This window comes from Thermomonospora echinospora (assembly GCF_900108175.1).
GTDB classification, from domain to species: domain Bacteria; phylum Actinomycetota; class Actinomycetes; order Streptosporangiales; family Streptosporangiaceae; genus Thermomonospora; species Thermomonospora echinospora.
Window position 1 is genome coordinate 33,497 of sequence record NZ_FNVO01000011.1, and the last position, 19,359, is coordinate 52,855.

Sequence of the window (19,359 nt, forward strand, 5' to 3'; positions counted from 1 at the left end):
GCGTCGATGGCCGCAGTAAGTCTCGTCGACGTCGGACCGCCGGGTTCGCCGACGGCGCCGGGCCCGCCGGCGGGGGACGTGGTCAGCGTTTGGTGCGCTGGCCCTTGGCCAGGGCGCGGGTGACCTCGGCTCCGCCGAAGTGGCGTTGCACGAAGGCGTTCAGGCCGGGGGAGACCTGGGCGACCAGGACGCCGAGCCGCAGGCCCAGCGGGGCCACGTCGACCTCGGCCCGGTTGCGCTCGACGGCCCTGATCGTCGCTCGCGCCACGTCCTGCGGTGAACGGGTGCCGACGCCGCGCGGCAGGGTGACGTTCGCGTCGGCGAACATCCCCGCCTCGCGGATGAACCCGGGGAAGACGGTGGAGACCCCCACGCCGCGGGGCCGCAGCTCCTCCCGCAGCGCCAGCGCGAAACCGCGCATCCCGAACTTGGTGGCGTTGTAGAGGGACGCCCCGCCCGACGCCGACTTGCCCGACAGCGAGGAGATGAACACCAGGTGGCCGCGGCCTCGTTCGGCCATCCGTTCCCCGGCCAGCCGCGCCATCACGATGGGGGCCCGCAGGTTGACGTCGAGCGCCCGGTCGATCTCGCCGACCGTGAAGTCCGGCAGCCGCCCGGAGGCGGGCAGCGCGGCGTTGGCGACCAGGATGTCGATCTCGCCGGCCCGGTCGAGCAGGTCCCCGATGACCGACCGGTCGGTCAGGTCGGCCACGACGGCCCGGCCGCCGAGCCGCTCGGCGAGCGGCTCCAGCACGTCGGCGCGCCGCCCGGTGAGTATCACGTGCGCGCCTCGGGCGGCGAACGCGGCGGCCAGCGCCTGCCCAATCCCACCGCTCGCTCCGGTCAGCAGCACCCTCGCACCACGGACGTCCATGGCCGCGATGATCGCACCGTCACCGCACCGGACGCCAGACGACACCGCCCGGTGTCAAAAGCCGCTCAAGGACGCGGCTCAAAACCCTATTCGCCAGAACAGCAGAATGAGCCCGGACAGCGTCAGCCCGGCGACGCCCAGCGCGGTACAACCCAGGAAGAACGACAATGCGCAACCGAGCGCGATCACCGCGGTGACGGCCAGCATGGTCCAGCCCCCGGGGCGCCGGTCGGCTGCATCGTCCATCTCCGCCTGCGACTCGCCCGGACCCCCGGCCTCCTCCCTCATCCCGTCCGGCCCCTTGACCTCCGCCCTCAACTCGTCCGGACCCTTGGGTCCTGTTCCGCGCTTGCCAGGGCTTCCGGGAACCGTTCCGCGTCTGTCCAGGCTTTCGGGATCCGCTCTGAGCTCGTCCGGGCTTCCAGACTCTGTCCCGAGCTCGTCCAGGCCTCCGGAACCTGCCCCGAGCTCCTCCAGGCTCCCGGGATTTGCCCCAGGCTCGTCCGGGCTTCCGGAATTTGCCGCGAGTCCGTCTGGGCTTTCGGGATCCGCCCCCGGCTCAGGTCCTCGTCCAAGCTCATCCGGGCGTTGGGGGCCCGTTCCAGGGGAGCCCTCCGCCACCGTATCCGGCCGCCGACCGCTCGTACTCCCCCGGCTCCCTCGGCTCCGCCGCGGATCATCGGCCGGCTCGGGCCCGTCCGTGCCCGCGGCCTCGGACCAGAGGTCGTCCGCGCCGCCGGTCTCCGGCGGCGCGGCCGACGGCCCCCGCAGCTCACGCTCCCAGAGGTCGAAGTCGTCCTGTACGCCCATGGGACTCCCTGACCGTCGCACGGACACTTCCCGTAATCTCCATCATCAGACTTTCCCGTCCTGATGGCCACGCCAGGTCCGGCACAGGGGGCGAAATTGGGTGACGGGGTGCGGAGCCGGCCGTCCCGGTTGCTAGGCTGCGGAGAGCCCGTGGAAGCGGCCACTTGCCGTCCTGGGCGCAAATCGTCGAGGTGAAGAGGTCCCACCATGAAGAAGCTGATTGTTCTCGCTGTCATCGCTCTCGGCGGCCTGGTGGTGTGGCGCCGTCTGCAGCAGGACCGTGCCGAGCTGGACCTGTGGACCGAGGCCACGTCCTCCGACAGCTGATCCGAGAGTTCACGGGGGTGCGGCGCCCCCACACCTTCCCGGCCGTACGCGGACGCTCCATCCGCTGAGCCCGGCCGGGACACGGCGCGCGGCGGTGGAGCGGCCGGCGCCATCGCTGCGGCGGCCCCGGCGATCCGCCGCAGCGGCCGGACTCCACAGGATGCGGCCCGTTCACGGACGATGCGCGCGTACCGGGAGTATGCGCGTCATCATCCGTGCGGGCCCCGCATCCGTCACACATGCCGGCTCGCGCGCGCCCGCACCCATCCAGACCCCGTGTCGGGACCTGGATGGGCGGCGCGCCTGTCCTGGCGTTTCTCAGGTGATGGGCGACTCCCAGGCCTCCCGCCATGTCTGCGGCCCGACGATGCCGTCGACCTCCAGTCCCTTCTCCTCCTGGAACGCGCGGCACACCTCCTCCGAACGCGGGCCGTACGCCCCGTCCACGGTGATGTGCCAGCCGCGTTCGCGCATCCGGGCCTGCCACTGCCGGACGTCGTCGCCGACCATGACCGGGGGCTGGGTGATGTACCGGCCCGGCCAGCGCGGCGCCGGCGTTCCGGGCTTGGGCGGCGCGGGCTCGCCGCCGTCGCCGGATCCGTAGGCGGGCCGTCCGTACCCGGCGATCACGCTCGCCGAGCGGACGCGCCGCTTCACCGCGTCACCGGTGTTGCCCTCGATGGTCTGCAGCCGGCCGCCGCCGAGCACCTTCTCCACCACGCCCACGTGGTCGATGGCGCCGACCGAGTTGGAGGCGCCCCAGTCGAAGAAGACGATGTCCCCGGGCCTGGCCCGGTCCACGTTGGCGGTGGTGCCGGTGTGCCACCGGCCGATCTTCTGGAAGTCCTGCGCGTGCCAGACGGTGTACGCCCGGTCCCCGCCCGGCAGGACGGCGGCCCGGTTGCCGCTTTGGCGCGCCCAGTACGTGACGGCCATGTCGCACCAGGCCGCCCGCAGGAACTCACCGCCGTGCCGGGCGGCGTAGTCCCGGGTGATCGTGTTCGGCCGGCCGGTCATTCCCAGGGACGCCCGGGCCGCCGCCAGCATTCCGCTCGCGGTGCCCACTACGCCCCCTCTCCACGGAAGATCCCGTCCGCGTCCGGCGCGCCGTACAACTCGCGCAGCACCTGCTCCTCGTCCGGCTCGGTCGCCCGGTGGACGTCCGGATGCACGTCCACCTCATCCATGTGGGCGAGCTCGGGCGAGCTTCCCGCCTCGTTAGGCTCGGGCATGTTCGTCTCTCCTGGTCTTCGAGATCGGGGGGTGGCGGCACGGCCAGGACATGGCCGGAAGGATCACGGCCGGTACGACGTGCCGCCTGGTTCGTCAACGGTGACGATGCACCCTGACACCTTTGCCCGGCGCACGGCGAAGCACACCCCGTCCCGCGCGAACCAGGCCCGCTCCAGGGAGCGGCACACTACGAGTCCATCCTGCGACCCCAGGAGGCGACCTGTCCGGCCATTCACCCAAAGTTAAGCTCTTCGGACACATCGATCTCACGCCTCCCCCCACCCCCGGACGCTCCGCCATCGCAGGTCCACGGTGTACGATCGGTCGCGTTCTCTCGCAGCGGAGCCCGCGGCCACCCACCGGAGAACAAGGGGCCTTAGCTCAGTTGGCAGAGCACCGGCTTTGCAAGCCGGGTGTCAGGGGTTCGAATCCCCTAGGCTCCACCTGCGACAACGCCCCTGTCCCGATCATGGACAGGGGCGTTCGTGCCATTAACGTGCCATTAGGCCACCGGCACCAGCGCACCGGCCGCCCCGTCCTCGTCGTCGTCCTGGCCGTCACCGTCCGTGGACATGACCGCCCCGATCCGGGCGTCGAGCGAGTCGGCGATGGCCTTGTCCGCTTCGGACGTCGCGTGCTGGTAGATCATCGCCGCGCGCACCGAGTCATGCCCCATCCGGTTCATCAGGTCCCGCAGACTGGCCCCGCTCTGGGCCGCGATCGTGTTGCCGGTATGCCGAAGATCGTGGAAGTGCAGGCCCGGCACGCCCAGCGCCGCCACCGTCTCAGCCCACCGGGAGGCCCGCCGGAAGTTGCCCCGCCGCAGGACACCGCCGTTCGCACCGGTGAAGACCAGGGCCGCCGGGTCGTCCGCGGCGTACCGGTCGAGGTGATCCCGGATCGCCGGAACGATCCCCGCCGGGAACACGACGGTACGAGCGCCGGCCCGTGACTTGGTCGGCCCGAGCACCAGGTCTCCCGAATCCATCTCCAGGTATTGGCGCCGTACCGTCACCGTCCGCGCGGCAAGATCGATGTCCCTGCGCTGGAGAGCCACCGCCTCACCCCATCGCAGACTCGCAAAAGTGGCCAGCAGGACCAGCGCCCGGAAGCGATCATCACGGCGCACGTTGGCGTGTCCGTCGTCGGCCATCTTCGAGAGCACCTGTTCGGCCGCTTCCTTGTTCGGAAAGGTCATCGGGAAGGCCCGCATCTCCCCGTTGCCGAGCTGGTAGCGGAGCCGGTATTCACCCGTGGGCAGCTTGCGGACGTTGCCGACCGGCCGCCGGCCGATCCGTTCCGCCAGGTCGAAGACCTGAGCGACGGTCAACACCGGACGCTCGTCCGGTTTCTCGTCACCGGCACCGCGGATACGGCATGGGTTGCGCGGGATGATCCGGTCGTCCTCGGCCGCAGTGGTCAGCACCGCCCGCAGGAACCGGTAAGCCTTGGCCGTCACCGAGGCCGACACGCCCTCACCGAGCAGCGTCATACGCCACTCCCGGATCATGGGAGTGCTGAGCTTGCCCAGCGGAACCCCGCCCAGGTGCGGAGCGATCTGCCGCCGGAGAAGCCGCCGGTACAACTCCACCGTGCGGGGACGCAGGCCCGGACGCTGTTCGATCCACTTGGCGGCGTATTCGCCGAGCTTGACCTTGGCCCGCTCTGGGTCCGTCCACTCCCCGTTGAGGATCTGCGCCTCGATCAAGGTCAGATACCGATCGGCCTCACCCTTGGTGGCGAACGTGTTGGGCGCAGTCCGCATCCTGCCGTCAGGCCCCGGATAGCGAACCTGATGACGCCCGGACGGCAGCTTGCGGATATTGCCGAAACGCCGGTGGCCATCCTTGTTGGCCATCAGGCAGCACCTTTCCAGACCTTAGAGGCCGTCATCGGCTCGACCAGGCCATCCGCGATGAACTCCCGGAGCGCGGATTCGGGGATGCGAACGTGCCCACGCTTGCCCTCTTCGCCGAGCCGCACGAACCGGATACGCCGTTCGGCGATCAACCCCGGGGGAACCGCTGGGAAGTGTTGAGCAGTTCGGCCGCCTCCGCCACGGTCAGCAGCCGATCACCGGCCGGAAGGGGACTGATCTGGTTGCGGTTACTGGTCACGCTGCCTCCGGGATTGCCGAAAGTTGGGTGGCCGTCTGGGTTGCTTGGTCGAGTTGGGCGCGTCGTTGGATGCGTTCGTCGATCAGGTGGAGGAGTCGTTCGTCCAGGGGTCTGACGTCGGGGTCGCCGGGTCCGGCGCGTTCCCAGGCGTAGACGCCGGTCGGGTCCTCGGTGCGGGTTGCCGAGATCCCGGCCTCGGCGAGGCGGGCCAGCACCCACGCCTTGCGGTCGGCCTTGTGGTCGGCCAGCGTCTTGCCGGACCAGCGCCGAGACACCAGCACCCGCCGGCCGCCGTAGCCGAGATGTTCGCGGCGGTGTGCCTTGCCCTTGCAGAAGCCGGGGACCAGGCCGGGCCGGGGGTTCTTGGGCTGGACGCCGTAGCGCAGCCAGTTGGCGCACGTCGGCGAGCAGGGTTCGTAGCGCAGGGCGTCGGCCAGCCGCTCGACGTGCGCTCGCTGCGCGTCGGTCTCGGCGGTGTGGCAGTCGGCGACGCTTTTGATCAGGTACTTGGTCAGGTAGCCGATGCACCGCCGCGCGTCCGGCGTGTCCGCAAGCACGCCCTCCGCATGGATCTGCTCGCCGAACCGGGCCACGTGCAGGGGTTCGGCCGCGTCGTCCTGGCCGATCGCGTCGAGTGCCTCATCCCAGGTCGGCAGGACCGCGCCGGTGTCCCGGTCGATGTAGCCGCCGGTCTCCCCGGCCGCCGCGTCCCAGACCGGCAGCCGCCCGTTCGGATAGACGACGTGATCGGTCGAGGGCCACCACACCTGGTGGTAGGTGGCCGCCGCCACCTGCCGCAGTTCCGCGCGGGAGATGGTGCCGCGGATCGCCATGTGCAGGTGCGGAGCCAACCGGCGTTGGGGTTCGACGGTGGCGAAGTACTGCACGTCGAAGCCGACGAACCGGCGCAGGTTCTGCACGAACCGGTCCACCAGCTTGGAGAAGTGCAGCGCATCGCGCGCCGCCCGCCGGTAGTCGTAGGTGGCCGGATCGACCGGCGTCCCGTCACTTTTGACCTTGCCGTAGGAGTCGAGGGTGAGGGTGAGGAAGATCGACGGCCGGAACGTCCTACCGCCACGGCCGAGGAAGGTCCGCCCGACGGTGCGGTTTTCGACCGGCCGCCGGGGCAGGTCGGGCGCGTCCTGACGCCGCCGGGTGGATCGGGTCCGCCGAGCGGGCTGGTCACCGGTCTTGAGAGTGCCGGCCACCCCCGCCTTTTCGATTTCGCGGTCCAGTTCGCCCAGGAGGCCGTCCCACCAGGCCAGGTCTCCGCCGTCGTCTGGCCCGTGGACCTCGACCCGATCCCGCCGGGCTTGGGCCTTGGCCCGCAGTTCCATCAGGTAGCGCTGTTCGGCATCCGGGTCGGCCCGCTCGATGACCGGCTCGGAATCGAGGTGCCAGCCCTGGGCGCACTGCACGGCCCGGAGCTTGCGCTTGCGTTCGGCGCAAGTGGGGCAGACCGAGGCAAGGGTGTGCCCGCAGGGCACGTCCACCCGTTCGGTCTCGCCGGTGTGCAGGTTGACCCGCCGCATCGGCACCGGCCGGATGCATACCCCGTGTTCGATGGCGACGGCCTTGACGACCTCCCGGGCCAGCGGAGGCCGCACCTTCACCGGCACCGACCCGGCAGCAGTCTCCGCAGGAGCGGTCACGCGACCTCCCAGGCGTCCACACCGCCTGTGGCCCAAGCGACCATCGCGCGGATGTCGGTATCGGAGACATACGCCGCACGCACCCGCACCGGGTCCGGGCAACTCTCCAACCGGACGAACCCGACCCCGGCGCCGATCTCCGGAACGGACGAGATCTGATCGGCCAGCGCGCCCCGATCGCGTGCCCCGTCGCCGAGGACCATGTCCACCTGTTCGTCTTCGTCCAGCCGCAGCGCGATCCGGTCGGGGAACAGGTTGCGCAGGTTGTTGACCTCCTTGCGCGCGTCCTGCTGCGCGCCGATCACGCAGTACCCCACCGACCGGCCCTGTGTGGTCAGCACCGCCAGCGCCGATTCGGCGCGTTTGCGGAGGTCGCGTTCGGGGCTGTAGGCGGTCAGGAACGCCAGCTCATCGACCACGACGATCCGGAACGGATGCTCCACCGACGGCGCGAACGACCGGGTCAGCCCGGCGAACTCCTCCGCCCGCGCGTTCATGTCGCTTGCGGCCTCTTCCAGCAGGGCGACCATGCCGCCGGACGGGTCGGAGGAGTAGCGGCCGTAGCGTTCGAACAGGGCGCGGCCGTAGGACAGTTCCATGCGCTTGGGGTCGATCGCCCATACCTCGACCAGCCCGGCGGCCATCAGCGGCAGCACCCCGCGGATCGCCGACCACAGCACCGAGCCCTTGCCGGAGCCGGTCGCGCCCGCGATCAGGACATGCGTGCCGAGCAGCCGCAGCCGCCAGGGCGAGCCGTCCTCTTGTCTGCCGACCGGCACCGCCCGCAGATCCACCGCCGCAGCGTCGAGCAGCGGCAGTGCCGGGAGCGGGGAGGCCAGGGCGTCGATGCGGACGAACTCCAGCCACAGGCGGCCGGGTCGGTCGCCGTCACGGACGCGGACCAGGGTGGCGCCGAAGCCGTGCGCCAGGTTGGCCGCCGCCTTCTCCCAGACGTCCGGGGCCTGCCCCTTGAGCATGACCACCAGGACGCGATCCGACGTGGGACCGGCCATGACCGTGCGCAGGGTCGGCAGGTACTCGCGGCCCCGGTGGGTCTTGGTGAGTCCGGCGGTGACGAGGACCGGTTGCCAGTGCCGCCGGTACACCCACCAGGCCCGCCACCGCGACCGGACCGGGCGCACGACCCAGCGGGCGAAGGACGGCCGATCGGCCACCGCCCAGGCCGACAGACCCAGTCCGGCCAGGACGGCCAGGAGCGCGGGGACGTGCCAGCCGTAGCGGACGCCCAGCCAGCCGGCCCCGGCCGCCGCCCCGACCGTGATCGGGTGCCGGACGCAGAAGGCCAGCAGCCGGGCCAGGACGCGCAGCAGGCCGACGAGCAGGACCAGGCCCTCGGGCATGTGCCACACCGGCGGCGCCCACTTGGGCGCGGCGAACGGGTCGCGTTGCGCCTCGACCGCCACATTCTCACCCGGCTTGACCTTGCGGAACTCCCACGACATACGCTGATCACCTCTCTTCGAGTTGCGGTTTGGGGAGAGAGACCGGGGCGGCTGGAGGTGCCAGCTCCAGCCGCCCCACCTGTTCGTCAGACCGCCGACCGGCCCGCGCCAGGCGACCCGGAGGAGCGCGCGTTCTGGTCGTGCAGGCGCTCGACGTCGGTGACGTAGGAGGTGACCGCCTCCAGCAGCGCCCGAGCCACCGCGACGTCCCCGGCGGTCACCCGACCCGGCTTGTCCGGGGTGAGCATCACGTTGACCCCGCCGTGGGAGATGGCCAGCACCGGTTCCGCCCCCTCCGGATGGGTCACGCAGAAGGCCCGGCAGTTGGCCCGCTCGTCCAAGGGCAGCGTGACCGAGGCATTGGGGTCACGGCCGGGAAGATCGACGTTCACCGAGATCCGCGAACGCCCCATCAGGCCGCGTCCTTACCAGCCGGACGAGCGGCCCGGCCCGCGCCGCCGGGAGCCTGCACACCGGTCGCCCGGTAGGAGTAGGCCACCCGGGTGATCGGCTCACCCTTGGGGTTCTTGCCGGCCACCTCCACATACGGGGTAACCGTCATCCCGGTGAACTCCACCGGCCGGAACGGCCCCATCACCGGCTCCGGCAGCACCGGGCACACCTTGGCCAGCACCCGCACCCGAATCGCCGACGCCTTGTGCTTGGCCGTCGGGTCCGCGTCGTAGACGTTCACCACCCACACCGGCAGACCGGTCTCCTTGTCGATCTTTTGCTGCTTGGTGTCGTAGTTCTCCAACGGCTGAGCCGCATCGGTCGCGAACACCCCGTGCGGGAACACCTGACCGAACTCCACCGGGATACGTCCCTGGATCCCCACGTGACCACCTCCAATCAGTCAACTGGTCGTCAGTTGACCTATCAAGTGACTTGATCGGAGGTTACCCGCTTGCTCTATCAAGTGACCCGCTCAGATGTGGCCGAATCCGGCCAACGCCTCAACGCAGCGGATATGCGTCTTCCAGCTCATGCCGGTCGGCGGGCAACACCGCCTCGACCACCAGCAGCGGACGCCCCGTGGCGTCCCGCACCGCGGCGAACACCACCAACACCGGCACATCCCTGCCCAGCCCCAGAGTCTGCGCCTCTTCCGTCGTGGGCATACGTGCGGTGATCTGCTCCAACACGTGATCGAACACCACGCCCTTACGGCTCTCCAGGTGTTCGCGGATGCCCTGTCGCAAAGGCTGGTCACTGGTCAGGCCGGTTCCCTCCGCCAGTTCCAGCGGCAGCCACAGCGACAGCAGCTCTGACGGCTCATCCTGGTAGGTCAGCAGCCGCCGCCGTAGGAACACCCGCCCTGACGCGGGGACGTCCAACAGCGCCGCGATCCGCTTGGGCGCGGTGACCGCGCCGGCCTCGACCACATCCCCGGCAAGGTCGATCTCTGGACCCGACAGCCGGAGCTGTCCCGCCCGCACGTGCTCCAGTGCCGACAGGACCGGACGCCCCCGCACGAACCGGCCTTTGCCCTGCCGAGCCTCGATCCAGCCCTCTTCCCGCAGCACCCGCAGCGCCGCCACCACGGTCGGCCGGGACACCGAGAACTCGGCGATGAGCTGATGTTCACTGGGCAGCATCTCGCCGGGCGGGTACTGGCCCGCCTCGATCCGCCGCTTCAGCTCCGCGACCAACTGGGCGTACTTCGGTGGCACCGACTCAAGAGCCATCACGACCATCCAACATTCGACAGGTTGTCTTACCAGGTAGGACGCTACCGGCACACTCGCGTCCTGTCACCGACCGATCTTCAACCGCCCAGCGGCAACGTCCTCAGCGTGCACGTCCCCGTAGCAGCCGGAACCACAGATCCTCCGCCGCTTTGGCCGGGATCGCCGGGGACTCCTCGACCACCGGTCCACCAGGACCACGGGTCGTCCGGCGGATCAGGTAGGCGCCACCCCGCCCGCACAACTCGAACACCGTGGCCAGGCACTCACAGGTGTGCGCCACCACCCGCACCCGCTCCAACGGTGGATGCACCCGCCGCCACTCGATGCCCTCACACCCAAGCCGCCGCATCTGGACATGCGGTCCGTGGAACTCCTCCGGCCTGTCCGGACTCCACTGCGGCGACCGTGCCCAAGCCCACATCCGCTCACCCCGTGCGTCAGCGGACGGGTCAAGAGAGGAAGGCGGGACCGGCGGCACTCCCGGGGGGTCGGTCGCTGGAGCATCCACGCCGCCGGCCCCGCCGCTCATGACCCCTCGACCTTCGCCGGGTCACCCCCGGCCGGATCGGGGGAAGCCTGATCGATCCACCGCAGCGCGTCCCGCAGCTCGACCGCCGAGGCCCGTACCACCACCGGCCCACCCTTACGAGCAGCGATCCACTGGCCGGTCACCTCACGGACCCGCCAGCCCGGGAACTGCTCTCGCAGCACCGCTTCCCGCCGAGCGGTCAACGCCCTACTCACCGGCCCCACCGCCCGCGGATCGCGCATCGGAGGACAGTGAACCGCCGCAGTCGCGCACCAGCGTCAACACCGCCTCCACAGCGCCCGGCACGTCCTCGATCGAATGCCGCCGGAACGACGGCCGGAACACGAACTGCGCCCCGTCCTCGTCCATCCGCACGTCGATCACGACACCGGAAGGCCCGGTCACCTCCAGGCGCGGAATCGCGTCCCGGAACGCCACCTTCACCGCAGGCCAGGAAGCCCGGACGAGCTGTAGGAACAGCGCCGACAGCACCCGCACCGCGTGCGTCTCGACTTCATACGGATCACTCATCACACCCACACCCGCCCCCAGGCTGGACGCGGGACCGGTGACGCGGCGATCCCCTGGCCGCCCCCACCTACACGGCCGCCCGGGAAAGGCCGGCCCCACTCCGGCCACATCCGGACCACGCCACCGGCCCCGCAGCTCATCACGCCGCCTCAGCGGCCAGACCCGACCCGCCGCAGTCCAAGCACGCATCCACCCGAACCGGCACCGAGTCACCCTCCACCGGAGCGACCACGACCAGCCGCCGGGAGCTGCGCAGCTTCTCGCCACGCCCACCGCACGACTGGCACGGATTCACGGAACGCTCATCCCTCATGCCTTAAAGGCTTCCGAAGAGAGTGATGTAACTCCCATGTCCTAGTGCTGCCTCAGCACTGAACTTCCACTGCACTTAGGGATGTCCGTTGATCAACTGCGGTGTCAGACTGAGGACATGGCGGAACTCGACGGCGCACCTGTCGCCCCCGAAGCGCTCCAGGCCCTCGGATTGATCAACTACGGCCACTTCACGTCCATGCGCGTCGATGAGCAGCACATACGCGGCCTATCGCACCACCTTGACCGGCTTGTCCGCGATTGCCGAGAACTGTTCGATGCCGACCTCGACCGGGAGCGAGTGCGCGAGTACGTTCGGCACGCCATCGCAGGCAGGCCGGGATCATTCGTCGTCCGGGTGACCGTCTTCGACCCCGCCCTAGAGCTTGGACATCCCGGATCCGCAGCCGAGCCGCATGTTCTGGTCACCACCCGGCCGGCGGGAGCATGGCCGCCGCCCCCGATGCGCGTTCAATCGGCCGTCTACCGGCGAGATCTTCCGTTGGTCAAGCACATCGGCCTGTTCGGCGCCCTATGGTGCCGCCGGAACGCCCAGCTCAACGGGTACGACGATGCCCTGTTCCTGGACCCGTCGTCATTCATCTCCGAAGGCGCGACCTGGAACATCGGTTTCTATGACGGAGAGCGGGTCATCTGGCCGAACGCCGACGTCCTCCCCGGCGTGACCATGCGCCTGATCACCCAAGTGCACGAGCAGACCATCACGGCACCGGTCAACCTGCGCAACGTCCCGAACATGCAGGCCGCATTCGCGACCAACACCACCGTAGGCGTTCGCCCCATCACCGCCATCGACAACATCCAGCTACCGGCCGAACACCCGATCTTCGACGCCCTCCGCAAGGAGTACGAGGAAATCCCGCCGGAAAGCCTCTGACGACCAGCGATCCCCTTTCGCCCCCGAAGGAGATTCGATTGACCCCCACCGTCCAACTCTGGTCAGGCCGCGAAGTGCGAGCGCTCCGTGAGGCCAAGCGGATGAGCATCCGAGCGTTCGCCGCCCACCTGGGCGTCAGCGAGCGCATGGTGTCCAAGTGGGAGAAGGGCGCCGAGAGCATCCATCCCCGCCCCGTCAATCAACAGGCCCTCGACTCCTCTCTAGCCGCGTCGAGCGCCGACGTCCAAGCCCGGTTTGCCAACCTCGTCGGCCCGACCGCAGTACCCGCCCCAGCCGCCAACCCCGCCCGCCAGGCCACCCAACCCGCCGTGCCCGCTCCGCTCCCATTGAACGAGCCGCACCAGGTGCGCCACCCCATCGACGGCAAGCTCATGACCCTTGTCGAAGAAGGCATCTTCCTGGCCGGAGAGAACAACGAACCCCTCCACCTCCCCGCCTTCTACATCGACGTCTTCCCGACCACGAACGCCGACTACGCCCGCTTCGTAGCCGCCACCGGCCACCCATCCCCCCAGCACTGGAACGGCAACAACCCACCGGACGGCATCTTTGATCACCCCGTCGTCTTCGTCACCTGGCACGATGCCACCGCTTACGCCCAGTGGGCAGCCAAGGCACTCCCCACCAGCCAGCAATGGGAAAAGGCCGCCCGAGGCACCCGAGGCGACACCTACCCCTGGGGCAGCCAACTCACCCCCGCCAAGTGCAACGTCCGTGAAAGCGACCTCCGCACCACCACCCCCGTCAACCGCTACCACAGCGGCGTAAGCCCCTACGGCGTCTACGACATGTGCGGCAACACCTGGGAATGGTGCTCCACCGAATCCGAACCAGGCCGCCACGAACTCAAGGGCAGCGCCTTCACCAGCCCGTTCCTCCGCTGCACCCCCTCCACCTTCAACGACGCCTCAGCCGACATGCTCGACGACGACACCGGCTTCCGCTGCGTAACCCCCGCCGAAACACTGCGTGCCTTGCTCAGGATGAACGGATAGCTAGATGGATAGTGAGTTATCCAGTCCGCTCAGGCGTCACGCTCAGGCGTCACGAACACTGCCGAATTCAGCTTTTTAGGATCAAGAGCGGCGGCGCTGCGCGCCGCCGCCACGGCCCGCCGGCCACGCCGCCCGGCGCGTGCGGCGTGGGCGCCGGTCCCCGGGCGGCGAACCGCCGGGCCGCGCACCACGACACCGCCACATGCCCCCTCCACCAGCAGCCACCAGGTACCCGCCGCCACAGCCCGCTTCGGTCCGTCCCATGTGCCGCGATAATCAGCCGCGTGCATCTACAGATCGACCCTGATCGCTATGTCCGTACCGACACCTGTGGCTGCTGCGGCACCCCTTTCGAACAGGTGACAGGGTTCATCAACAGCGAGGCCGGGGCTCATGCCATCTACTACGCACGGTGCTACCACCACCAGGGCATACACGAGGCGTACATCGATGTGGTCCTCGACGACTACTGGGACCCCGATGACGTCGCGGACCGCCCCAGCCCCAACCGCGTCACGTTCGGATGCCGTATCGGCCCGATCGAGGGCCATCCGAACATCGCATGTTCCCTGGTCACCGGGGCGTCCGTTGCCCCCGACAGCCCGCTCTACGGCCGCAAGCTCGACCCGGACCAGGCCCGGGAACACCCCTGGCTGACGACGTACTGGGAAACAATCGATCACATCCTGGAACACGACGAGACAGTCGCCCGCCACTTCCAAGGACCCACCGCCGCAGAGCATCCCAAGTAGAAACGCCTCCGGCGGGGGCACTCCGGCTCCGGGAAGCCCAGCCCCACGGGCACCGGTGATCTGTGGTGAGGGTGGAAGCCTGGTCTTCCCGCCTACCGCCATCCCAGGGCGAGCCGAGCAGACCAGGGCCAGGGCGCGAAGGTCGTTCGTCCGGTGGGGCGCTCCACCTTCACGCCCTGGCCCCGGCCCGCTCCCCGCAGGGTGGGACGACGGCAGACGGGAAGACCAGGCAAGGCGGTATGTGCGCGTCGCGCAGAGCAGGGCATCCGTGTGGTCTACACGTCGCCTGCCGGAGAATGCGGGCCATGGAGCGTTTCGAGACTGAGAGCCTGGCGCTTTTGCCCGGTCAGCGGGTCCGGGCGAAGATCCTCAGTCATCAGCCGTGGGGCGTGGTCGCTGAGATCGTCGGCCATGAGCGTATCGGTGCGTCGGTGGACATGATCCAGCAGTTCGGCTCAGCGACCGGCAGCTACGACGAGTTGAAGGCGATGTACCCGCCGGTCGGCTCACAGGTCGATGCCGTGGTCGAGCAGGTCCACAGGTATAACCCGCCGGCCTGGGTCCGGCTCAGCATCCATCCCGAGGACTTCGAGTCGTTCGGGTGGCCATGCGACTTCTGCGGGAAGCCGGCCGTCCTGAGCCTGGGAGGTGACGGTCTCGTCCTAGACGTGCGAAGCAACGACGGCCCAGGAAGCCATACGGTCATCTCTCACCGGACGTGTCTGGCTGACCGCATTCGCCCAGACAACAGCGGCGAACGAGCACGGGCACTCAAGGTCGGGAAGCGCGATGGCTGACGGCAACGGTGACGGCAACGCAGGCGAACACCACCGCACCCAGACGACGGTCAGCCGCAGGGCATCAACACAGCGGACGTTGATCACCTTGGGGCGGAACGAACTGATAAGGATGAGGCCGACTGTCCAACCTGCTTGGCGCGCACGAGGCTGAGGCCATGCCAGGGACATGGTGTACGAGCAGGTCAGCAACCTGCCGCCGTGCCATTAGCGTGCCATTAGGGGTGGTGATCAGGGGGCAATCACGGTCACTTGCGGATCATGGGATGTGCTGGTCAGAGGGGTGATCGGGGGTGATCTCCGCGGATTTGCAAGCCGGGTGTCAGGGGTTCGAATCCCCTAGGCTCCACCCACGACGAAGCCCAGGTCAGAGACCCTTTCTCTGCCTGGGCTTTGATCATTTACGGGGTCCTCTTCCGCTTGCGTGTCCGATTGGTTCCGGCGTGCCTGTTTCAGCTCCGTCTTGGCCATGGCGCTGAGCGTGTCCGCGATCTCCCGGTGCCGCTCGTCGGTGGCGTGCAGGTAGATCATCGCCGCCCGGTCGCTGGCGTGGCCCATCCGCTGCTTCAGCTCCGGGAGCGTCGCGTCCGCGATGGCCGCCAGCGTGTTGCCGGTGTGCCGTAGGTCATGGAGCCGGACGTCCTTGATGCCGGGCTTGTCCAGTGCCCGCAGCCGGTTGGGCCGGAAGTTTTGCGCGAAACGGTCTGTCACGCGGTGTGCGTCGTTCGCGCGAACGAGTACCCCGGAGCGATGCGGTGGCGCACCCGTCCCGGGCACGGGAACCGGCGATCAGTATCCACCGTCTCAGCGGGATGAGCGTGTCGACGACAATCCTGCCGCTGGCGGGGGTGGCTCTCGGTTCCGCTGGAACTCTGATCGGTCAGTATCTCTCTACACGTGTGGAGGCACGACGCGCGCGATTCGAGCAGGCCAGTGCGGAACGCGCGGAGCGCAAGGAAGCGCTCATGGAGTTCCTGTCCGCGGCCCAGCAGGTGGAATTGTGCTTGGACCGCCTCTCCATGGGAGAGCAGCTTGAGGAGTCCGAGAAGTGGGAACACCTGCACACGCTTTGGCTTGCCAAGAAGGTCCCGGAACTCGTGTGCACCCCTGCAGTCGCCCAGGCCGCCCACGACTACACACTGGCCCTCCACGCGCTGCTTCGGGGGCAGGCCACCGAGGCGGGCGCGCCGCCCAAGCGTGAACTCCGCTTCGCGTTCATGGAGGCCGCTCGTCAAGAACTCGGTATGGCAAGCGAGCCGCTGAGGAGGGATCTCCCCGCACGAGAACTCGGCCAGTAGCCATCTCCGGTGGAGTTGCCGACGGCGCTGACGGCAATACCAGCGGACGCGACCGAACATCGTCAGCACTCAGCAGAAGGTCAGCACGGCCGCTGAGCCACCAGCACCAGCGCACCGGCCGCCCCGTCCAGCAGGGTTCCCCGCCTTCAAGCCCTGGCCCGCTTTTCGGAAGGTGGGGACGGCGGCGGACGGGAAGGTCGGGCGGCCGAACGCATGCCTGGCGGTATTGGCTGACCTAGACTGCGCGCATGAATCTCACCGATGCGACCCGCATGATCATGGCGGAGTCTGCGGCCTTTCCGGAGTTGATGAGGGCCGCGCGCGACGTCTACGACGAGTTGTCCGCTGGTCGCCGGGTGCATTACACCGCCCTCAACTGGATACTCAGGGAGGCCGGCCGCAAGGACCTCTACGGTGTCCTCAGGCAGAAGCACGGTACCGGCGCCTTCGAGGACATGGTCACCGCTCTGTGCCGTGAGATCGATCGGCAGGCACCGGTCCCCAGTCGCTGACGGCGATGACGGCGGCGGTGACGGTGACAGGGGCGAACACCGGTGCACGCCGGCAGCAGTTCAGCAGCCTGCCATCGTGCCATCAGAGGTGGTGATCGGGGGGTCGGCCGCGGTCGCTTGCGGGTCATGGGGTGTGCTGGTCAGAGGGGTGATCTCCGCGGGTGTCAGAGGGTGCGAATTCCCTGGGCCCCCCACGTCGGACGCCCTTTCCCGGGAGACGGGGGTCGTATCCCGGATCGAGAGACGATCTCCCCATGGGTCGTCATGTGGTGTGGCGAGCAGATCGTTCGGCAGCGGCATCATCGTGGCCGGCTCGTCCGCGGCGTCGGGGCCGCTGATCTGCGGGACACTGGAACGGTGACTGCTGAGAACGGCCGCCCTGGTCCGCCGGTGACCAGCATCTCCATCGTGGTGCTGATACTGGCGCGCCGGGTCGAGGCCGAACTCAACGCCGCCCTTGGGCCGCTGGGGCTCACCGTCGGCAGGCTCGGGCTTCTCGGCCACATCGCCAGGGTGCCGGGCGCGTCGTTCACCGAGTTGGCGCGGATGTCAGGGGTCACCGTCCAGAGCGTGCACGGGGCGGTGAAGGCGCTCACCGCCGCCGGGCTGGTGCGCGATCACAACGCTCGTGCCGGATCGGCTTCGACGCTTGAGCTCACCCCCCAGGGGGCCCGCCTCCTGGAGGAGGCCGAGCGGGCGGCGGCCGAGGTCGATGACCGGATGTTCGGCCCTGACGCCGATCCGGCCCGGCGGCGGATCGGTGCCGCCGTACGTGCCATGTTTTCAGCTCAGCCTCCCTCCTGACCTGGGAGCGGGCGACGCCCTCGCCTGCTCTCCCACCCCAACCTTCAGGGTGCCTGAAGGTTGCTCTAAGCTTCAGGCATCCTGAAGATAACAGGCAAGGGGTTCCACATGCCCGATCGACCGGAAAGCCGTTTCTCCCGCCGTGGCGTCATCACCACCTTTGCGGCGACCGCCGGTGTGGCAGCCGGCGGAGCGCTGCTGGCGAACGGCGGTGGCACCGAGGCGTCGCCGCGCTCCACCGAGGAGGGACGGCGGACCGAACCGTTCCACGGAGCGCACCAGCCGGGCATCGCCACACCACAGCAGCGCTACGCGCTCTTCGCCGCCTTCGACCTGGAGGCCGTCCACCCAGTGCGCAAGCGCCCCCTGACCACCGAGCAGGTCGCGGCCAACTTCCGTACGCTCATGGAGCAGTGGACGGTCGTCGCCGAAAGCCTCATGCAGGGCCGCCCGCCCCGCCTGCGACCTGTCGGCTCGCCCCAGGCGCCGCTGGACTCCGGCATCGCCGACGGCCTCGACCCGTCCCGGCTGACCGTCACCTTCGGCCTCGGACCGGAACTGTTCGAGCGCATCGGACGGCAACGGGAACGGCCTCACCGGCTGCGCCCGCTCCCCGCCTTCCGGACCGATCGGCTGGAGGACGCCTGGAGCGGCGGTGAACTCCTCGTCCAGGTCTGCGCCGATGACCCCCAGGTCGTCAGCCGGGCGTTCCGCTCTCTGCGCACCCGCGCCCCGGGCGTGGCCCGGCTGCGCTGGAGCCAGCAGGGCTTCCTGGGCGTGTTCGGCGACTCCACCCCGCGGAACCTGTTCGGCCACAAGGACGGCACCGCCAATCCCCGCCTGGGGAGCGCGGAGTTCGACGCGGCGGTCTGGGCCACCCCACAGGACGAACCGGCCTGGTTCTCCGGCGGCACCTACCTGGTCTTCCGCAAGATCCGCATGGACCTGCCGAAGTGGGACACCTCCCCGGCCCACACCCAGGACCAGGCCATCGGCCGCCGCCGGGACAACGGGGCCCCGCTCAGCGGCGGGCACGAGTTCACCGATCTCGACCTCACCAGGACCGGGCCGGACGGCAAGCCCCTGATCCCGGCCGACTCCCACGTGGCCCTGATCCGGGACATTCCGATGCTGCGCCGCTCCTACAACTACGACTACGGCTTCCAGGGCATCACCGAGCCGATCGTGACCGCCCCTCACGATGACGGGCACGCCGATCACGACCACGGCCCGGGGATGCCGAAGCACGCCGGCGGCGGGCACGACATCTACGACAGCGGCGTGCTCTTCTGCGCCTACCTACGCGACCCCGAGGAGTTCGTCCGGGCCCAGCGCAAGCTGGCCGAGTCCGACCGGCTGAACGACTTCATCCGGCATACCGGCAGCGCCGTCTTCGCCGTCCCACCGGGGGTACGCCCCGGCGGGCACCTTGCCGCCGGCCTGTTCCCCACTCGGTGACACACCCGTCATCTCTAGCCAGGCAACTGTGACCTGAGTGCATGTCTTGGCGGCCCAGAGAGAAGGTCTTCCTGGTGAAGGCGGTCTCCCCGGTGCGGCTCCAGGTCGCCCGGTGCTCCGGGATTCCGGTGGGTGAGTCGGACAGTCCGTAGGCGAGCGGAGCGCGTGCACCGACACGAGCAAGACGCGGTCACGGTGATGCGCTGTTGTCAGAGTGTCCGGGACGCGCCGCCTTCAGCACGACGCAGGCCACAGCGGGATTGTGCGCGCCCACAGCGAAAGATC

The 19,359-nt window shown here is 69.2% G+C and carries 24 protein-coding genes and 1 tRNA gene; 10 read left to right on the forward strand and 15 right to left on the reverse strand.

What is annotated here, in order from left to right; genetic code table 11:
* Positions 1-82: 82 nt before the first annotated feature.
* The gene (locus tag C4U03_RS23300) at positions 83-874 is read right to left on the reverse strand and encodes an SDR family NAD(P)-dependent oxidoreductase (protein WP_103940411.1); all 792 of its coding nucleotides are present in this window, start codon (positions 872-874) and stop codon (positions 83-85) included.
* 78 nt (positions 875-952) lie between these two features.
* On the reverse strand, positions 953-1,192 hold the full coding sequence (locus C4U03_RS23305) for a hypothetical protein (RefSeq protein ID WP_103940040.1): 240 nt from the start codon (positions 1,190-1,192) through the stop codon (positions 953-955).
* A gap of 699 nt (positions 1,193-1,891) precedes the next feature.
* Here C4U03_RS23305 and C4U03_RS41980 point away from each other — a divergent pair.
* Positions 1,892-2,011: a DLW-39 family protein gene (locus C4U03_RS41980; RefSeq protein ID WP_233358839.1), complete on the forward strand. Its 120-nt coding sequence runs from the start codon at positions 1,892-1,894 to the stop codon at positions 2,009-2,011.
* A 318-nt stretch (positions 2,012-2,329) separates the two neighbouring features.
* Here the strand turns inward: C4U03_RS41980 and C4U03_RS23310 are convergent, their stop codons facing one another.
* The gene (locus tag C4U03_RS23310) at positions 2,330-3,076 is read right to left on the reverse strand and encodes a peptidoglycan-binding protein (protein ID WP_235018062.1); all 747 of its coding nucleotides are present in this window, start codon (positions 3,074-3,076) and stop codon (positions 2,330-2,332) included.
* Entirely contained in the window at positions 3,076-3,243 is a 168-nt protein-coding gene (locus tag C4U03_RS41205) for a hypothetical protein (protein ID WP_200827412.1), read from the reverse strand. The genes C4U03_RS23310 and C4U03_RS41205 overlap by 1 nt, the downstream gene beginning before the upstream one ends.
* 371 nt (positions 3,244-3,614) lie before the next feature.
* On the opposite strand from C4U03_RS41205, the gene C4U03_RS23315 reads away from it, so the two are divergent.
* Positions 3,615-3,687 (forward strand) — tRNA-Ala (locus tag C4U03_RS23315).
* Positions 3,688-3,746: 59 nt separating this feature from the next.
* Here the strand turns inward: C4U03_RS23315 and C4U03_RS41210 are convergent.
* From C4U03_RS41210 to C4U03_RS23370, 10 genes are all read right to left on the reverse strand, one after another.
* Positions 3,747-5,102 (reverse strand): tyrosine-type recombinase/integrase, encoded by a 1,356-nt coding sequence (locus C4U03_RS41210; RefSeq protein WP_200827413.1) that lies wholly within the window; start codon positions 5,100-5,102, stop codon positions 3,747-3,749.
* Positions 5,102-5,254 carry a hypothetical protein gene (locus C4U03_RS41985; RefSeq protein WP_235018063.1) on the reverse strand — a complete coding sequence of 51 codons (153 nt, stop codon included), beginning with the start codon at positions 5,252-5,254 and terminating at the stop codon, positions 5,102-5,104. Before C4U03_RS41985 ends, C4U03_RS41210 begins: the two co-directional genes overlap by 1 nt.
* 103 nt (positions 5,255-5,357) lie before the next feature.
* Entirely contained in the window at positions 5,358-7,013 is a 1,656-nt protein-coding gene (locus C4U03_RS23335; RefSeq protein WP_327373463.1) for a replication initiator, read from the reverse strand.
* Positions 7,010-8,476, reverse strand: a complete 1,467-nt coding sequence (locus tag C4U03_RS23340; RefSeq protein WP_235018064.1) for an FtsK/SpoIIIE domain-containing protein — start codon at positions 8,474-8,476, stop codon at positions 7,010-7,012. Before C4U03_RS23340 ends, C4U03_RS23335 begins: the two co-directional genes overlap by 4 nt.
* Before the next feature lie 86 nt (positions 8,477-8,562).
* A complete protein-coding gene (locus tag C4U03_RS23345) occupies positions 8,563-8,889 on the reverse strand; it encodes a hypothetical protein (protein ID WP_103940044.1) in 327 nt (108 codons plus the stop codon).
* Positions 8,889-9,314 carry a plasmid replication, integration and excision activator gene (locus tag C4U03_RS23350; RefSeq protein ID WP_103940046.1) on the reverse strand — a complete coding sequence of 142 codons (426 nt, stop codon included), beginning with the start codon at positions 9,312-9,314 and terminating at the stop codon, positions 8,889-8,891. Before C4U03_RS23350 ends, C4U03_RS23345 begins: the two co-directional genes overlap by 1 nt.
* 118 nt (positions 9,315-9,432) lie before the next feature.
* Positions 9,433-10,164, reverse strand: a complete 732-nt coding sequence (locus C4U03_RS23355) for a GntR family transcriptional regulator (RefSeq protein WP_160147069.1) — start codon at positions 10,162-10,164, stop codon at positions 9,433-9,435.
* Positions 10,165-10,267: 103 nt separating this feature from the next.
* Complete coding sequence (locus C4U03_RS23360) at positions 10,268-10,516, reverse strand: hypothetical protein (RefSeq protein ID WP_103940050.1); 249 nt, start codon at positions 10,514-10,516, stop codon at positions 10,268-10,270.
* A 176-nt stretch (positions 10,517-10,692) separates the two neighbouring features.
* Positions 10,693-10,911, reverse strand: a complete 219-nt coding sequence (locus C4U03_RS23365; RefSeq protein WP_146087484.1) for a hypothetical protein — start codon at positions 10,909-10,911, stop codon at positions 10,693-10,695.
* The gene (locus C4U03_RS23370) at positions 10,904-11,227 is read right to left on the reverse strand and encodes a hypothetical protein (protein WP_146087485.1); all 324 of its coding nucleotides are present in this window, start codon (positions 11,225-11,227) and stop codon (positions 10,904-10,906) included. The genes C4U03_RS23365 and C4U03_RS23370 overlap by 8 nt, the downstream gene beginning before the upstream one ends.
* A 430-nt stretch (positions 11,228-11,657) precedes the next feature.
* Between C4U03_RS23370 and C4U03_RS23375 the strand changes: the two genes are divergently transcribed.
* The 4 genes from C4U03_RS23375 (at position 11,658) to C4U03_RS23390 (ending at position 15,002) form a co-directional block, all read left to right on the forward strand.
* A complete protein-coding gene (locus tag C4U03_RS23375; RefSeq protein ID WP_103940419.1) occupies positions 11,658-12,437 on the forward strand; it encodes an aminotransferase class IV family protein in 780 nt (259 codons plus the stop codon).
* Between the two features lie 38 nt (positions 12,438-12,475).
* Positions 12,476-13,453 (forward strand): SUMF1/EgtB/PvdO family nonheme iron enzyme, encoded by a 978-nt coding sequence (locus C4U03_RS23380; RefSeq protein ID WP_103940056.1) that lies wholly within the window; start codon positions 12,476-12,478, stop codon positions 13,451-13,453.
* Positions 13,454-13,737: 284 nt separating this feature from the next.
* Positions 13,738-14,205: a hypothetical protein gene (locus C4U03_RS23385; RefSeq protein ID WP_103940058.1), complete on the forward strand. Its 468-nt coding sequence runs from the start codon at positions 13,738-13,740 to the stop codon at positions 14,203-14,205.
* 305 nt (positions 14,206-14,510) lie between these two features.
* Positions 14,511-15,002 (forward strand): hypothetical protein, encoded by a 492-nt coding sequence (locus C4U03_RS23390; RefSeq protein WP_103940060.1) that lies wholly within the window; start codon positions 14,511-14,513, stop codon positions 15,000-15,002.
* A gap of 339 nt (positions 15,003-15,341) precedes the next feature.
* Here the strand turns inward: C4U03_RS23390 and C4U03_RS41990 are convergent, their stop codons facing one another.
* The gene (locus tag C4U03_RS41990) at positions 15,342-15,713 is read right to left on the reverse strand and encodes a site-specific integrase (protein ID WP_235018065.1); all 372 of its coding nucleotides are present in this window, start codon (positions 15,711-15,713) and stop codon (positions 15,342-15,344) included.
* A 101-nt stretch (positions 15,714-15,814) separates the two neighbouring features.
* Between C4U03_RS41990 and C4U03_RS23400 the strand changes: the two genes are divergently transcribed.
* The 4 genes from C4U03_RS23400 (at position 15,815) to C4U03_RS23415 (ending at position 19,074) form a co-directional block, all read left to right on the forward strand.
* Positions 15,815-16,300: a hypothetical protein gene (locus C4U03_RS23400; protein WP_146087486.1), complete on the forward strand. Its 486-nt coding sequence runs from the start codon at positions 15,815-15,817 to the stop codon at positions 16,298-16,300.
* 248 nt (positions 16,301-16,548) lie between these two features.
* Complete coding sequence (locus C4U03_RS23405) at positions 16,549-16,812, forward strand: hypothetical protein (protein ID WP_146087487.1); 264 nt, start codon at positions 16,549-16,551, stop codon at positions 16,810-16,812.
* A gap of 357 nt (positions 16,813-17,169) precedes the next feature.
* Complete coding sequence (locus C4U03_RS23410) at positions 17,170-17,616, forward strand: MarR family winged helix-turn-helix transcriptional regulator (protein WP_103940421.1); 447 nt, start codon at positions 17,170-17,172, stop codon at positions 17,614-17,616.
* A 108-nt stretch (positions 17,617-17,724) separates the two neighbouring features.
* Complete coding sequence (locus C4U03_RS23415) at positions 17,725-19,074, forward strand: Dyp-type peroxidase (RefSeq protein ID WP_103940068.1); 1,350 nt, start codon at positions 17,725-17,727, stop codon at positions 19,072-19,074.
* Positions 19,075-19,359 lie beyond the last annotated feature (285 nt).

Bases quoted from the DNA above. Each gene is read 5' to 3' on its own strand.
- C4U03_RS23300 (WP_103940411.1), bottom strand. From the start codon at position 874: ATGGACGTCCGTGGTGCGAGGGTGCTGCTGACCGGAGCGAGCGGTGGG.
- C4U03_RS41980 (WP_233358839.1), top strand. From the start codon at position 1,892: ATGAAGAAGCTGATTGTTCTCGCTGTCATCGCTCTCGGCGGCCTGGTG.
- C4U03_RS41205 (WP_200827412.1), bottom strand. From the start codon at position 3,243: ATGCCCGAGCCTAACGAGGCGGGAAGCTCGCCCGAGCTCGCCCACATG.
- C4U03_RS41210 (WP_200827413.1), bottom strand. From the start codon at position 5,102: ATGGCCAACAAGGATGGCCACCGGCGTTTCGGCAATATCCGCAAGCTG.
- C4U03_RS23340 (WP_235018064.1), bottom strand. From the start codon at position 8,476: ATGTCGTGGGAGTTCCGCAAGGTCAAGCCGGGTGAGAATGTGGCGGTC.
- C4U03_RS23345 (WP_103940044.1), bottom strand. From the start codon at position 8,889: ATGGGGCGTTCGCGGATCTCGGTGAACGTCGATCTTCCCGGCCGTGAC.
- C4U03_RS23355 (WP_160147069.1), bottom strand. From the start codon at position 10,164: ATGGCTCTTGAGTCGGTGCCACCGAAGTACGCCCAGTTGGTCGCGGAG.
- C4U03_RS23360 (WP_103940050.1), bottom strand. From the start codon at position 10,516: ATGCGGCGGCTTGGGTGTGAGGGCATCGAGTGGCGGCGGGTGCATCCA.
- C4U03_RS23370 (WP_146087485.1), bottom strand. From the start codon at position 11,227: ATGAGTGATCCGTATGAAGTCGAGACGCACGCGGTGCGGGTGCTGTCG.
- C4U03_RS23375 (WP_103940419.1), top strand. From the start codon at position 11,658: ATGGCGGAACTCGACGGCGCACCTGTCGCCCCCGAAGCGCTCCAGGCC.
- C4U03_RS23390 (WP_103940060.1), top strand. From the start codon at position 14,511: ATGGAGCGTTTCGAGACTGAGAGCCTGGCGCTTTTGCCCGGTCAGCGG.
- C4U03_RS23400 (WP_146087486.1), top strand. From the start codon at position 15,815: ATGAGCGTGTCGACGACAATCCTGCCGCTGGCGGGGGTGGCTCTCGGT.
- C4U03_RS23405 (WP_146087487.1), top strand. From the start codon at position 16,549: ATGAATCTCACCGATGCGACCCGCATGATCATGGCGGAGTCTGCGGCC.
- C4U03_RS23415 (WP_103940068.1), top strand. From the start codon at position 17,725: ATGCCCGATCGACCGGAAAGCCGTTTCTCCCGCCGTGGCGTCATCACC.